Raw genomic sequence first — 14,813 nt, 5'->3', positions numbered from 1 at the left:
TAAGGAGTGGGTTTATGGAATGGATCAATCTACCTATTGAAATCATTTCTAAGTTTAATGCACTAGGGGAAATTGTACCATTAAAGTTACGTTTAGAAGATGAAAATCATCATTTGCAAACGGCAAAAGTTGTGAATATTATTTATACCAATGAGAATCAATTTGCAGGCACTAAAACATTAGATTATGGTTGTAAAGTACAGTTTGAAGCAAGTGAGAAGATGCTAGAATTACGTTATCATATTGTGAGCCATAAATGGACCATTAGGCGTGTGATTTGTTAGGAGGTATTTATGGTAGAGCGTATTATATTTCATATAGATGTGAACTCAGCCTTTTTGAGCTGGGAAGCAGCCTATAGAGTTCAAGTTTTAGGTGACTGCGTGGATTTACGTACATTACCTTCAGCAGTAGGTGGTGATAGGGAGCAGCGAAAAGGTGTTATTTTAGCAAAATCTATAGCTGCAAAAGCCTATGGAGTTCAAACAGGAGAACCCATTACTTCAGCATTGATGAAATGTCCGGATTTAGTTATTGTAAAGCCTAATCATGAACTTTATGAGGCTTGTTCTAGAGAGTTTATTACTCTCCTAAGAACATACACTCCTGTAGTTGAACAATATTCTATAGATGAAGCCTTTATGGATATGACAGGGACAGAAGGCTTATACGGTAGCCCGTTAAGTATTGCCCAGGTAATTAAAGATAGAATAGAACAGGAACTAGGCTTTACGGTTAATATAGGTATTTCTTCTAATAAGCTATTAGCAAAAATGGCAAGTGACTTAAAAAAGCCCAATCTTATCCATACGTTATTTCCTTATGAAATAGAAGATAAAATGTGGCCCATGCCAGTACGTGAACTTTTCTTTGTAGGACGTGCAGCAGAAGAAAAACTAAAAAGGTTAGGAATACGGACAATAGGTGATCTTGCAAAGGCAGATATGAAAATGCTTAGGACGTACTTAGGAAAGCAGGGGGAAGTGATTTATCATTATGCAAATGGTATTGATAGATTAGAAGTTGCAACAAAAAAAATACCTAATAAAGGCTATGGTAATGCTACAACCATTCCTTATGATGTAAGCTGTAAGGAAGATGCCCAGAAGATTTTGCTTTCCCTTTGTGAAACAGTAGGAATGCGGCTAAGAAAAGATGGAGCGCGTGCAAGCTGCATTGCTGTGAGTATGGTTGATACCTTCTTTGAAAGGCGTTCACATCAAATGATGCTTATATCGCCAACAGATGTGACGCATCAACTTTATACATGTGTTTGTAAACTTTTAAGAGAATCTTGGGATTATAAAATGCCTATTAGACAGTTAGGGGTACACACAAGTCATATTACGTATGAGAAGGAAGAGCAGTGTACCTTATTCGATACACCAGAGACTACCAAGTATGGGAGGCTAGACCAAGCCGTTGATCAAATACGACAAAAATTTGGAGAAGATGCGATTATGCGTTCAACTTTTGTAGGAAGTAAGCTTGACCATATGGCAGGTGGCATTGCTAAAGAAAAGAAAACAGGAATTACACATTGTGAGGTTACAGAAGAATAATAAAAAGGCTGTTGCATTTGGGCAACAGCCTTTTTATTAAGATGCAGTTTCACTATCAAGTGTAAGTGTTTCTTCATTATCTATATTCATCTCATCAGCTTCTGTTGTAGAAGAATGATCAACAGTAAGTATAGTATCTTCTTCTTCTGTAGGTGACTCAAGAAGTGTATGATCAGTTTCTTGAGCTGCTTTTCGTTTTTCACCAAATTCGTGGATTATACCAATAACCTTACCGCTTACAGTAACAGCGATTAAAGACCAGAAAATTTGATAGAAGCTTAAGTAGGTTAAAGATAATGCAAGTACAATGAAGTCTGTAATCATATAAACCCAGTTAATTTTAAGTGGGGTTAATTTGCTTACAACAAGTGCAATCACATCATCACCGCAAGATGCACCACCACCGAGTACAACAAGTCCTACACCTACACCTACGAATAATCCAGCAAGTAAGCTAGCTGCTAACATATGATTAGATAAGCTTGGAACAATAGGTCCTATATGTTCCCATATACCATATGTAGTGGAGAAAGTTGCCGTAGACAAGAAAGAATACATTAAGAAACTTTTACCAAAGTACCTAGTACCAAAAAGAAATAGGGAAAAGTCTAAGACAACACTTGTAAGAGAAGGAGAAATATTAAAAAGATTTTTAAAGAGTAAGAGCAATCCTAGAATACCACCTTCAGTAACGCTATTTTGATAGTTAAAGTTAAAAGTTCCGAACGAAAGAATGGTTGCACCCGCCATAACCAGAAGAATAGATTTATAAGGTATTTTTTTTAGACGAGTATACATAAATATCAACTCCTTTATCATAAGTATAAACTATGGCATAATACTAGAGTCAAAGGTTTTTTGAAAAAAGTTAAAAAGGAATGATAAAATGAAACCTTATTATAAAATAGGGGAGATCTCTAAAATTTATGGAATTGGTAAAGATTCTTTGATGTATTACGAAGAATTAGGTATTTTAAAACCAGTGAGAGGAGAAAATGGGTATCGCTTTTATAGCCTTCATGATATATGGCGTTTAAATCTAATAAAGGAATTGAGAGCCCTAGACTTCTCTATGAAGAAGATTAAAGATTACTTAGACGATAGAACGATAGCCTCTACACAGAGCATTTTAAATACAGAAGTAGCTTTAATTGACCAAAAGATAGAAGAACTCTTAGCTCATAAAGAAAATATTAAAGAAAGACTAAAAGATATAGAAGAAGTTGTAGAGGGGATAGAACCTTATCATATTCAAGTAAAAGAAATGCCTAAAAGGAAAGCATTAATTTTAAATGCAAATATTACAAGAGATGAAGAAGTAGATATTTTAATTCAAAAACTTCAAAAGGACTATGAGGATCAATTTTATATACTAGGCAATCATAATATTGGCGCTGTATTTGATTATGAAAAAGTGCAACAAGGCATTTGTAATGTCTTTAAGTCAGTTTTTTGTTTATTAGGAGAAGATGCTGAGATCTTTAATTTTAAATTAGAGGCCGGGACTTATATGAGTTGCCATTATACAGGGGCTTATAAAAATAATAAGAATTGTATGAAGCAAATACTAGAGTATATAAGAAAAAAAGAGTATACGATTATAGGTGATCCACTAGAAATTTATAAAATAGATATCCATGAAACAGGACAAGAGAAAGAGTTTGTAACAGAGATTCAAATACGGGTAGAAAAAGTTTAATGGAAAATAAAAGGTATATTTTATTTTTATTTGGTACACTCTAAAATATATATTATAAGATAGAGGTATACTTAATGAAATCAACTATACAAAAGATATTTTTGACGATAGCAATCATTTGCTGTATAAGTAATCCTGTTCAGAGTATGGCTACCATGAATAATGCTCATAAAGAGAATGTACAGGCTTATATAGAAGAATTAAATATTTTACAGAATCAAATTTTTTCTCTTGCTCAGAAGGTTGTTTTCGAACAGGAAGTAAATATGAGTTATGTAAAGGATACTGTAAAAAATCTAAATAAGTATTTAGATACTCTAAGAGGAAAAATAGATAGTGATTTGATTAAAGACTCTTCCATAGAGAATAGCTTGTATATGAATAGAGATTTGCTTATGTTAGATAATACAATCAACTATATGAAAAGTGCATTATCAGAGTTAAGTTATTTAGTTAATCAAACAAGTGGAGCGGAAAAAATAATAACATTGGAACGTTATTTTAACTTTAAGATTTATGCAGGGAATACACTCAAATTTACTAAGAATTTAATCGGCGAATAATAGAAAAAGAACATCTTTTTAGATGTTCTTTTTGTTTGCGCAAAAGAAATATAATAGAGAGATTGACTACTAAAATAAAATTTAAAAATAAAAAAATAGTAAAAGTAGTAAAAAATAGTAGTCTAGAGTACAGATTCTAAGATAGATTGTCTTATGAAAATAAGTGAATTAATAATGATGTGACACTAAGTGATGAAAAACTAAATTTGTAATTAACGAAATAATAAATTATGGTATAATACTTAAGCTTATTCTGGGGATAGAGAGAAGGAAGGAGTTACAAATGATTAATATTTATTTATGTGATGATAATTCTAAATTTTTAGAGCAGCTTAAAGAACGAATAATAGAAGTAGCAGAAAAACATGCATTAAACGTACATATTAAATTTTATAATAATGGAAAAGAATTAATATTTAATATGGAAGATGTAGATGCAGATATCATTTATTTAGATATAGAAATGGATGAAATAAATGGAATAGAAACAGGACTAAAATTAAGGGAGCTAGGGTGTACTGCACAAATTATATATTTAACAGTCAATAAAGATTATGTATTTGATTCTTTTGAAGTCCAACCTTTAAATTATCTAATAAAAGCCAATATGAATACAGATCAGTTCGAAAAGGTATTTTTTAAAGCCGTTGAAATAGTACAATCGAAAGAAAAAAGATATTTATATTTTAAGAAGAATGCTAAAATATATAAAATAATTCTCGATGAAATTGTATACTTTGAAGTAATTAAAAGAAAAATAGTAGTTTATTATAGAAATGAAAAATTTGAATACTATAATAGTTTAGAGAATTTAATAGAAGAAATAAATGATAAAACGTTTATAAGAATACATAGGTCTTATGTAGTACATCTAAAATTTATAAAATATATAGAGAAAGATATGGTAGTTCTTGTAGATAATGAAACTTTAAAAATAGGGAGAAAATACTTAAATGATGTGAAAGAAAAGTTTAAAGACTATTTATTTGCAGAATAGATAAGGAGAGAATAGGTGAATACATTAGAGATCATATTAAAAGTTATAACATTTGTTACGTGTATAATTTATTTTGTGATTATGATAAATGCAACATCTCTGATATTAAAAAAAAGAACTAATAAGTATATAACAAGTATCGTTATTCTTATATCAAGTATTATTTTTGTGTCAGTTAATAATACATATATTCCAGGTTATATAGTTTATATCATTACTTATATTCATATGATTATATTTTTTGCTTTATTGTTTGATGGAAGAAAAAAAGATATTTTATTTGCCTCAGGCAATATAGTATTACATTTATGTGGTATAGGACTTATAGCATTTTGCTTTATGGCAGGATGTTTAAGAATTGAAGTAGGAGAAATATTAAAAAATACAATTTTTAATTATTTATATGTCATAATGAAATTGGGTATTTCTATAGTTATAGCTGTTATTTTTATCATTAGATATAAAAAGTTGCAAGATATTTGGTTAAGTAAGTTTTCAATTAATATCATATATAAAATACAAACATTACTAAATATCTTAATTATTGTATATGGAGCCTACTACAGCCTTGCTATTGAAACAGAGCGATATGAGTGGGGAATGATCATTATATTGATGTTATTTATTTATTATATAACCATTCAATATACAAAGACTTATGATTTTTATATAGATACTCAAGTTAAAAATATATTATTGGAAAACCAAATAAGTAAACAAGTAAGCTATTATGAAATACAAAAAGAACATATAAATAAATTAAGGAAATTCAAACATGACTATAAACATATGATAGAAGGCATAAGCTATCTTATTATTAAGGAAGATATAAAGGGATTGAAGCGCTTTGTAGAAGAAATGGATGTAGAGATGAGAGCGATTATAGACGACTATAAAGAGTATTCTAATCATTCATTGCTCCAAGCTATTTTATGGGATGCTCAGGAAAGAATTAAGAAATTAGAGATTCAGTTTGATGCGTACATATATATTCCTAAAGGTGCTCAATTAACAGATCTAGAAGTATGTAGAGTATTTTTAAATATCATTGAGAACTGTATAGAGGCTTGTGAAAAGGCCCCTGATATAGAAAGAAGATTTATTAATATAAAAACAATTAATACAAAAGAGGGGGTAGTGATTAAAGTAGAAAATACTTTAAATGAAAGACTCATCATAAGAAATAATCATTTTATCACTACAAAAGATGATCCCTTTGAACATGGCTTAGGTATAAAAAATATACAGGAAATAATAGAGAAACATAAAGGATTATTAAACATAAAGACAGATCAAAAAAATAAAAAATTTATATTACAAATATATTTACCACATACATTAGATTAGTAAGGGGAAATGAAATATCCTATAGTACTTAAGTACTATAGGATATTTTTTATTTAAAAGATTAATGCATTTTGAGACAAAAAATCTGCATTATGGAACAGAAAAAAGTTGTCTAAGAGAAACTAGATTATAATTAATAGTATTTGAGAAAAATATTTTGTAGATAAATAAACTAGGAAGTAGGTTGAAATATAAAAATATTAAGAGAAAAGGAGGATAAATAATATGAAGAAAAGTATAACACCTCAAGCATTAGAAGAAGCTTTTTTAAAAAATCAATTTATATTATATTACCAGCCTAAATATGATCTAGAAGAAGAGAAGATTATTGGACTAGAGGCTTTAATAAGATGGCAGCATCCTTATCTAGGAGAAATAGGTCCAAATGATTTTTTTGAAGATGTTTTTAAATTAGGAAAAATAATAGATCTTGATATATGGGTCTTACATAAAGCAATAGAAAATATATGGAAGATGGAAGAAGATAAGTTATATAGTTATCCAGTAGCTATTAACTTATCAGCTAAGAGTCTTTGCAGTGTAAGATTTATGCAAGAAGTAGAGTCACTTTTTATAAATAAGCCAGAATGGTTTAATAAGCTAGAAATAGAACTTACTGAAGAAATAAGAATTCTAGATTTTAGGCATGCCCAAAGTAATATAGAAAAGCTAAGACAATATGGAATGAAAATAGCAATAGATGATTTTGGGAAAGGCTTTGCAAATATTGAATGCCTAAGAAAATTAAATTTTGATATTTTAAAAATTGATAAAGATTTAATAAGAGATATACATAAAAATGAGATAAGCCAAGCATTGTTAGACTTTATTATACAAATGGCCAATGTATTAGAGCTGTCGATAATAGCAGAAGGAATAGAAAGTAGAGAAGAGTATGAATATATTAGATATCATACGCCATGTCATATCATACAAGGTTACTATATAGGAAAACCAAGTTGTTTAAGTGAATTTTATAAAATTTAAGAAAAGGAGTTAGAATGGATAAAGAATTAGTGATACAAGAAGACATTTTTAATGAGCAAGGTGTACTTATTCTTTCAAAGGGAACACGTGTAGATCATAATAGGCATTTGTTGAAAAAGTTAAAGTGCTATGGCATAGATATACAAGAGTTAATAAATATTCAAAAGAATAATTTATATAGGGATGAATGGGGTAAAATTGTTATTCCAACTCATAATATAGGAGAAAAGTATGAAGTGTTTTATGAGAAATACTACGCTACCATTCCTCTTATACAAGATATCATTTATAAAAAGAAAGCTGAAGGATGGTATATTCATTTAAATACATATATTAATACACTTCCATGGTATTACTCTCATTCTATGAATGTGGCTATTATTGCAGCTTTAATAGCGAAACAATGCAAGTATACTGAAGAGGAAATACAAGAAATAGTATTAGGAGCATTCTTTCATGATATAGGGATGATGCTTATTCCTAATAATCTACATTATGAAAATAGGAACACTTTTTCCCAAGAGGAGCATGTAATATTTGAGAAGCATTGTGAGCTAGGAGTAGGCGTGATTCAAAATATAAAATTTCCAGAGGTCAGTAAAAATATTATTCTTCAACATCATGAATGTTTAGATGGTAGTGGGTATCCACACAAATTAAGAGGAGAGAAAATGATAGAACAATCCAAAATAGTTGCTGTAGCAGATTGCTTCGAATATCAGACATATTCAGATAAAAGGAATAAGCTAGAAGATATTCTAGAGTACATGAGAAGTCAATCTAATAAATATGAGATAAAATATGTAGAATATTTAGCAGACCTTTTTGAATGTTGATACAACAAAATAACTGATAAGTAAATGGAATCTAAATATAGGGAGAAACAAATGAATAAACAAGTTGTAAAAATGCACGTTCTAAATATACAAAATAAAATTAGTGAAAAGAAATATCTTATGATGATCAAAGAAGCTTTCATTGAATTAATTCCATTGGTACTTATAGGTTCATTTTTTACTATAATGAACAATTTACCTATAGATGCGTATCAGAATTTAATGATAGAACTATTTGGAGAAGGATGGAAGAGTTATGGTGGCATGATATGGCAAGGGACATTTGGCATATTATCCATTCTGTTATTGATTAGTTTAACGAACAAAGTAGCAGATCATAAAGGGGTACCCCAATCTACAGCTATTCTAATAGCCATTGTTACCTTGTTTATTTTGCTAGAGCCAACAATAGAGGGGGGCGCAGATTATAAGGATTTAGGTACAAAAGGGATGTGTATGGCTATCTTGATAGCTATTGTTATAACCAATCTATTTGCTTATTTCTATAGAAAAGAAAAATTAAGAATACGTATTCCAGTAGGTGAGGTAAGTGATAACAGTAGAAAAGCATTTGAAGTTATTGTACCAGCGTTGCTTACTATTATTATTGTAGCGACAACACGTCAAATTTTTATGTTAATATTTAATACTCGAGACATTTATAATTTCTTCTATAGTATGATACAAATGCCATTTAATAACCTAGGAAACGGGCTATTAACATCCATCATATACATATTACTTAACCAAGTGGCATGGTTCTTTGGAATCCATGGATCAGCTGTTACAGAGGGACTTAATAATAATATATTTGTTCCTAATATTGAAGCGAATGTAATGGCTATAGCTAATGGGGGTATTGCAACAGAAATCTTTAATCAACCGTTTTTTGATTTCTTTGTGTATTTAGGAGGATCGGGAGCAACTTTATGTCTAGCAATTGCTATGCTAATTTTTAGCAAGAAAAAGCATACGCGTCGTATAGCTACACTAGCGATTATTATGGGGCTATTTAATGTAAATGAATTACTTGTGTTAGGGCTGCCTATTGTGCTTAATCCTATCTTTTTAATTCCATTTATAGGTGTACCTATTGTATTAAATATTATTTCTTATCTAGCAACAAGTATGGAGTTAGTTCCAATTGTTACGGCGAATAGCCACTGGACATCACCTGTATTTATTAGTGGTGTAGTGATTACAGGTTCGTTTGCAGGAGCTATTTTACAGTTTATTAATATCATAGTTGGAGTAATAATTTATGCGCCTTTCGTAAAGCTACATGAAGCCACAAAATATAAAAGAAATAATCAGATTGCAGAGTTCTCAGATAAGATTATAAATGGGGATTTATCAGATGAGATAGATGATCGCTACTTAAAGCGAACAGATGATGTTGGGGTAATGGCAAGAGCAATTACACATACTCAAAAAGGATTAGTCAAAGTAATACGTGATATAAGATATCAAATGAAAGAACGTATTAATCAAGCGTTAGTGCTTACAAAGTACTCACAAGAGCTTAATGTAAATATCCAAGATATTGATAAAGAACTTGTTGATTCTTTAGAGGGAGCAAATAATCAAGTAAGGAATATTCAGAGCATCATAGGTAACTTAAATGAGTTTAAGATGCATTTACTACATATTAAAGATAACGTGAAAGAAGTAACACAAAGTACAGATCAAGTAACAGAAATGACTTTGGTTGGAGAAAGAGAATTAACGAAGCTTGAAGAGATTATGCAAGAAACTTCTAGTTCCTTTAGAGATTTAGAAGAATCCGTTATAACCACTAATTATAATGTAGAAAAAGTAGGCGAATTAGTTGGAGCAATAAAAAATATAGCAGCTACAACGAATATCCTAGCGCTTAATACAACCATTGAAGCTGCAAGAGCAGGAGAAAGTGGGAAAGGTTTTGTTGTACTGGCAAAAGAAATAAGCAAATTGGCTAGTGCGACGGAAACTATATTAAGTGAAATCGTGGAAAAGACAGACTTAATTACTGAAAATATTGAAGTAATCAGTAGAACAAAAGAGAACTTAGGTACTCAAATAGAGCTACAAGAATATAACAGTAAAATAATGATTGAGTTATTTAAAAAGATAAAAGAATTAATAAAAATTGTAAGTGATAATGCAAACAGTGTTTATGATACAGGTTATAGTATTCAAGAAAAAAATACCTCAGTAGAAATAAATATCGAAGAAATATATGAAATTTCTAAAAAACAACTAGAGTATGCAGAAAATATCACAAAGAATGCAGAAAATATTAAGCAAGTAGCAGAAATAATGGATGTAACATCAAATAGTATTAAGATTGATACAGATCAATTAGAAAGTTTTATTAGTAGTTATAAATTGTAAAATGCTTATGAGAATTAGATAATAAGGTGCAATATGCACTTTGTTATCTAATTTCTTAATTATTAAACTATAAAAGGAAGTAATGTTATGCTAGATTTTAAATTTAATTGGGACAATCGTATTAGTGTAGGGATAAATGAAATAGATGAGCAGCATAAAGAATTATTTAGAATAGGAAGAGATCTAGAACAACTTATTTTAACGAGGACAGGGCAAATAAGTGAGCAGGAAGTATTGAAGTATCTATGTGAGGTGAGAGAGTATATTACCTATCATTTTCATACAGAGGAAGCGGTTATTGAGCAAATCAACAAAGAAGCTCTAAAAGAGCATAAAGCATTACATGATGACTTGATAGAAAAAATAAATAAGATTAACTGTATAAAATTAGTAGAAGATCAACAAGAAGGCATTAAATATTTAAATATTATTCTTCAAGAATGGGTACTTAATCATATACTTATTGAAGATATGAAAGTTATGAAAGGTTTTAACTAAATATGGAGGAAGTGCTATGAGTGAAATTTTATTAAAGGTAGGAAATGGTGAACTTGAAATTATAGAGTTTATGATAAATGGACAGTTTTATGGCATAAATGTTTTGAAAGTAAGAGAAATCATTCCTATAAATGAAGTTATAAAAGTACCTAAAGCTTCGGAGGAAATAGCCGGTTTAGCTCATGTAAGGGGGAAAGTAAGTGTAGTGATTGACCTCCAGCAACTTTTATGTAGTAAGCCAAGGGAACAATATCAACATGCACTAGGATTATTATGTGAATTTAATGGAACCCAAGTTATATTTTTAGTAGATTATGTGGAGCAAATTAAAAGAATATCATGGAAAGATATCAATCCAATAGAACAAATCTCAGAAAAAAATTTAACTATAGGTACAATTTTAAGTGATGGACATGTTACTGTGATGTTGGATTTTGAGAGTATTGCAATAGGCGCAAAGATTGGAAAAGGCTATGAGGCACAAGGGCAAAAAGTACAGAAAAATCATAGGTTAAAAAATATAAAAATTGTTTTGGCAGAAGACTCTAAAGCTATATGTGAGATGTTAAGATGTACGCTTGAAGAGGCTGGTTTTAGAAATATAAAAATTTTCAATAATGGGCAAGAAGCTAAAGACTATATTTACGAATTAAAGAATCAATATGGACAAGAGTTTTATAAAAAGATAGATTTGCTTATTTCAGATATAGAGATGCCTGTTTTAGATGGATATAGTTTAACAAAATGGATAAAAAGTGATGAGACGCTCCAAAGGCTAAAGGTCATTCTCTTTTCTTCTTTAATTACAGAGGAATTAAAACATAAAGGGATGGAGGTAGGCGCCGATTCTCAAATTAGTAAACCTTCAATAAAGGTATTGGTAGAAGAAATCAATAGATTAATGGGGAGATAAAATATGTTTAATAATATGTCAATATCAAAGAAGTGGATTACTGTTATTTTATCAATAGGTGGATTATCACTTTTATGTGTACTTACTTTAGTATTAGGAATTAATTTGTTAAAGAGTGATTTATTAAAAATTATAGAGATACTAGAAGTGGGTTTAAGCCCAATACAAATTGAAGCCATTCGAAGCAGTATGGAACAAGAAATTTCTATTGCCAATTTAACAGTGGTTATAGCGGCGTTAATGTTTTGTACTGCTGTAGGTATTGTGTGGGTTTTATCAAGAAAAATGAGAAAAAGTATTTTAAGACCCATTCAACAAATAAAGGATGATTTAAAAGGGCTTTCAGAAGGGAATCTTAATACAACCATTGAGTATGATGGGAAAGATGAATTAGGAGAATTAGCAACTCACTTAAGACAAGTAATTAAAATATTAGGGTGCCAAATCAAAGAAATAGACATGTTAATGGGAGAGATGGCAAAAGGAAACTTTAATATAATGGTTTCAGATACTTTTACAGGAGATTTTAGAAGTATAAAAATATCTATAGAGAAGTTTATAGAAAACATATCCATTAATATCAAACCTATAGAAGAAATGGCAACACAATTAACGATTAGTTCAGAGACCGTAGCAAGTGGAGCTGGAGAGGTTGCTGAGGCAGCTACAGAGCAAACAAGTATTATACAAGAGTTTGCTTCATCCATAGAAGAAATGATGCAAATGATTACTCAAAATGTTGCATGTGTTCAAAAAGAGATAGGCGTTATAGAACAAGTAGGATTAAAGGCGAATCAAGGAAAACATTTAATTAATAATATGAAGGAATCCACTGAGGCAGTAACACATTCAAGTCAAGCTATTGTTTCAGTTGTTAAGAGTATTGATGAAATAGCAAGCCAGACGAATTTGTTAGCTTTAAATGCAGCTATTGAAGCGGCAAGAGCGGGAGAGTCAGGAAGAGGATTTGCTGTAGTAGCGAGTGAGATAAGAGAGCTTGCGAATAGAACCATAGAAATAGTAAGTGAAGTAGAAAAAATCGTTCAAAGCAATGTAGAGAAGGTATATGATAATAAAAAAACAGCAGAGTATACAGCGATATCTTTTGATGAAATATTACAAGTCATAGGTGAAGTAGAAATAGTTATTAATAGTCAAATAGAAAGTAGTAAGCAAGAAAGAAAGACTATGAATGAACTTGTGGAAGGAACAAAGCAGTTAACAAATATTACGGAAAGAAATAGTGGGGCTGCGCAAGAAGGAGCGGCTATTAGTGAAATGTTAACGGAAGAGGCGAAGCATCTTCAAGACATTCTTAAGTATTTTAATCTAAGAAAATAAAGGACTTAATGAAAAGGCATAAAGAATATTAGAGTAAAGGTTTATAAACAAATAATTTTAAGAATACATATTAAATAATTACTGATAATATAAAAAGAGTTTATTTAAATATACTTATATTTAAATATATAGTGTAGTATTATAAATATAATATAAAATTTCTATGTCGATTAAGAGAGATAGAAAAAAGGAGACGAATAATGCTGGCTATAAGAAGACATGAAGAAGTAGATAAAGTATATGATTATGTGAAAAAAACTTTAGAAGGTGAACAGATAGAACAACCTAAACTTAAGTATCCCAAGAATAAATTGATTATGGAATTACTAGAAGTACTTCTTAGTAATAATCATATTAATCAAGAAAAGATACTAGGGCTTATTGAACAGGCTGCCAAGTTAAGTGAATTTGATGTAAATATGGGGTTTACTTCAGATAATCTTAAAAAAGTTGCAAATGAATTAGCAGGGTCAAGTACTTTTTACATGGGAGTAGTGGAGGAAACTACAGCGAGTGTCAATGAAGCATCTATGGCACTTGACCAAAGTACGGGGGTATTAGAAGAAATTACTGCTAAAGCAGTAAATTTAAAAAATGTAAATGAAGAAAGTGTAAAACAGTTAGAGGAAATAGCAAAATTAAAAGATATTGTTTCTGACAATGCTACGATTATGGAAGATAAAATTAGCACGCTAGAAGAGATGACTAAAAATGTGCAAAATATCGTAGAAGGAGTAAGAGGTGTTGCAGAGCAAACCAACTTGCTAGCGCTTAATGCAAGTATAGAAGCTGCAAGAGCAGGAGAACAGGGAAGAGGCTTTGCAGTGGTAGCAGAAGAGATTAGAAAGCTAGCAGAAGATACAAAAACTAAGCTAAGTAATATGGAAAACTTCACCAATCATATGAAAGATGCTACACAAGAGGGCATTAAAAGTGTCCATACAACTATTACTTCAATTGAGGATATTGGGAAAAAGATAGATGTAGTTAATGAAAGTTTTGAAGTAAGTGTAGGCGATCTTGTAAAAGCTGTTGACAGTATACAAGGCCTTTCAAGTACAATGCAAGAGATTAATAGTGCAAGTCAAGAGATTGTAGAAGCGATGGGAACGGTAGCAACAGAAACGGAGCATATTACAAGCATGTCTCAAGTGGTATCTAAGGAGGCTGAAGATGCAAGTACTTATGCAAAGCAAATTAGAAACATAGATGATAGCTTATTTGAGACGATTAGGGAATTCCTGCTTATCATGAATAATGGAACCCATCCAATTACAAATGAAAGCTTTATTGAGAATATTGATAAAGCCATTATTGCCCATCAAGGCTGGATTAAAAAGCTAGAACAAATGGTTATAAATGGACAAACAAAAGCTATTCAAACCGATGGAATGAAATGTGCATTTGGACACTTCTATCATGGAATAGAAGTAGAGCATCCACTTATTAAAAAAGAATGGGAAAGTATTGATGCTGTTCACCAATCACTTCATAAACACGGACATAGTATTATGGAATGTATTGAACAACATAATATAGATAAAGCCAAAGAACTTTTTGAAAAGACTAAAGAAGAATCTTATATTATTGTCAATCGCTTAAAGGAAATAAAAGAGAAATCCTATCAATTAAGTCAACAGGATGAAAGAATTTTTGAGTTAAAAGTAGTCTAAGGTCATAGAGAGCACTTCCTAAGT

The 14,813-nt window shown here is 30.4% G+C and carries 14 protein-coding genes; 13 read left to right on the top strand and 1 reads right to left on the bottom strand.

The genetic code is table 11. The features are described from left to right. Positions 1–14 precede the first annotated feature (14 nt). Positions 15–284 (top strand): hypothetical protein, encoded by a 270-nt coding sequence (locus tag BN2390_RS17420; RefSeq protein ID WP_053985581.1) that lies wholly within the window; start codon positions 15–17, stop codon positions 282–284. A gap of 9 nt (positions 285–293) precedes the next feature. Then, complete coding sequence (locus BN2390_RS17415; RefSeq protein ID WP_053985580.1) at positions 294–1,562, top strand: DNA polymerase Y family protein; 1,269 nt, start codon at positions 294–296, stop codon at positions 1,560–1,562. Positions 1,563–1,598: 36 nt separating this feature from the next. Here BN2390_RS17415 and BN2390_RS17410 read toward each other — a convergent pair whose 3' ends face one another. Then, positions 1,599–2,360: a YitT family protein gene (locus tag BN2390_RS17410; RefSeq protein WP_082238848.1), complete on the bottom strand. Its 762-nt coding sequence runs from the start codon at positions 2,358–2,360 to the stop codon at positions 1,599–1,601. A gap of 88 nt (positions 2,361–2,448) precedes the next feature. On the opposite strand from BN2390_RS17410, the gene BN2390_RS17405 reads away from it, so the two are divergent. The 11 genes from BN2390_RS17405 to BN2390_RS17355 all read left to right on the top strand — a co-directional run bounded on the left by BN2390_RS17405 (position 2,449) and on the right by BN2390_RS17355 (position 14,789). Beyond that, complete coding sequence (locus BN2390_RS17405) at positions 2,449–3,261, top strand: MerR family transcriptional regulator (RefSeq protein WP_053985579.1); 813 nt, start codon at positions 2,449–2,451, stop codon at positions 3,259–3,261. A 74-nt stretch (positions 3,262–3,335) separates the two neighbouring features. Continuing rightward, positions 3,336–3,824 carry a hypothetical protein gene (locus BN2390_RS17400; protein WP_053985578.1) on the top strand — a complete coding sequence of 163 codons (489 nt, stop codon included), beginning with the start codon at positions 3,336–3,338 and terminating at the stop codon, positions 3,822–3,824. A 283-nt stretch (positions 3,825–4,107) separates the two neighbouring features. Then, the gene (locus tag BN2390_RS17395; protein ID WP_053985577.1) at positions 4,108–4,821 is read left to right on the top strand and encodes a LytR/AlgR family response regulator transcription factor; all 714 of its coding nucleotides are present in this window, start codon (positions 4,108–4,110) and stop codon (positions 4,819–4,821) included. Positions 4,822–4,836: 15 nt separating this feature from the next. Beyond that, on the top strand, positions 4,837–6,168 hold the full coding sequence (locus tag BN2390_RS17390; RefSeq protein WP_053985576.1) for a sensor histidine kinase: 1,332 nt from the start codon (positions 4,837–4,839) through the stop codon (positions 6,166–6,168). 225 nt (positions 6,169–6,393) lie between these two features. After that, a complete protein-coding gene (locus BN2390_RS17385) occupies positions 6,394–7,155 on the top strand; it encodes an EAL domain-containing protein (protein WP_053985575.1) in 762 nt (253 codons plus the stop codon). 14 nt (positions 7,156–7,169) lie between these two features. Further along, entirely contained in the window at positions 7,170–7,991 is an 822-nt protein-coding gene (locus BN2390_RS17380; RefSeq protein WP_053985574.1) for an HD-GYP domain-containing protein, read from the top strand. Positions 7,992–8,042: 51 nt separating this feature from the next. Beyond that, positions 8,043–10,364, top strand: coding sequence for a PTS transporter subunit EIIC (locus BN2390_RS17375; RefSeq protein WP_053985573.1), 2,322 nt, complete (start codon positions 8,043–8,045; stop codon positions 10,362–10,364). An 87-nt stretch (positions 10,365–10,451) separates the two neighbouring features. Next, positions 10,452–10,862 carry a bacteriohemerythrin gene (locus BN2390_RS17370; protein WP_053985572.1) on the top strand — a complete coding sequence of 137 codons (411 nt, stop codon included), beginning with the start codon at positions 10,452–10,454 and terminating at the stop codon, positions 10,860–10,862. A gap of 16 nt (positions 10,863–10,878) precedes the next feature. After that, entirely contained in the window at positions 10,879–11,775 is an 897-nt protein-coding gene (locus tag BN2390_RS17365; protein WP_053985571.1) for a chemotaxis protein, read from the top strand. 3 nt (positions 11,776–11,778) lie between these two features. Further along, positions 11,779–13,116: a methyl-accepting chemotaxis protein gene (locus BN2390_RS17360; protein WP_053985570.1), complete on the top strand. Its 1,338-nt coding sequence runs from the start codon at positions 11,779–11,781 to the stop codon at positions 13,114–13,116. 200 nt (positions 13,117–13,316) lie between these two features. After that, positions 13,317–14,789, top strand: a complete 1,473-nt coding sequence (locus BN2390_RS17355; RefSeq protein WP_053985569.1) for a methyl-accepting chemotaxis protein — start codon at positions 13,317–13,319, stop codon at positions 14,787–14,789. The last annotated feature ends 24 nt before the right edge of the window (positions 14,790–14,813 follow it).

The organism is Niameybacter massiliensis (genome assembly GCF_001282685.1).
GTDB classification, from domain to species: Bacteria; Bacillota; Clostridia; order Lachnospirales; family Cellulosilyticaceae; genus Holtiella; species Holtiella tumoricola.
This window is presented reverse-complemented; position numbering and strand designations above follow the sequence as displayed.

Coding starts and splice junctions, on each gene's coding strand:
- BN2390_RS17420 (WP_053985581.1), top strand. CDS start 15: ATGGAATGGATCAATCTACCTATTGAAATCATTTCTAAGTTTAATGCA.
- BN2390_RS17415 (WP_053985580.1), top strand. CDS start 294: ATGGTAGAGCGTATTATATTTCATATAGATGTGAACTCAGCCTTTTTG.
- BN2390_RS17410 (WP_082238848.1), bottom strand. CDS start 2,360: ATGTATACTCGTCTAAAAAAAATACCTTATAAATCTATTCTTCTGGTT.
- BN2390_RS17405 (WP_053985579.1), top strand. CDS start 2,449: ATGAAACCTTATTATAAAATAGGGGAGATCTCTAAAATTTATGGAATT.
- BN2390_RS17400 (WP_053985578.1), top strand. CDS start 3,336: ATGAAATCAACTATACAAAAGATATTTTTGACGATAGCAATCATTTGC.
- BN2390_RS17395 (WP_053985577.1), top strand. CDS start 4,108: ATGATTAATATTTATTTATGTGATGATAATTCTAAATTTTTAGAGCAG.
- BN2390_RS17385 (WP_053985575.1), top strand. CDS start 6,394: ATGAAGAAAAGTATAACACCTCAAGCATTAGAAGAAGCTTTTTTAAAA.
- BN2390_RS17380 (WP_053985574.1), top strand. CDS start 7,170: ATGGATAAAGAATTAGTGATACAAGAAGACATTTTTAATGAGCAAGGT.
- BN2390_RS17375 (WP_053985573.1), top strand. CDS start 8,043: ATGAATAAACAAGTTGTAAAAATGCACGTTCTAAATATACAAAATAAA.
- BN2390_RS17370 (WP_053985572.1), top strand. CDS start 10,452: ATGCTAGATTTTAAATTTAATTGGGACAATCGTATTAGTGTAGGGATA.
- BN2390_RS17365 (WP_053985571.1), top strand. CDS start 10,879: ATGAGTGAAATTTTATTAAAGGTAGGAAATGGTGAACTTGAAATTATA.
- BN2390_RS17360 (WP_053985570.1), top strand. CDS start 11,779: ATGTTTAATAATATGTCAATATCAAAGAAGTGGATTACTGTTATTTTA.
- BN2390_RS17355 (WP_053985569.1), top strand. CDS start 13,317: ATGCTGGCTATAAGAAGACATGAAGAAGTAGATAAAGTATATGATTAT.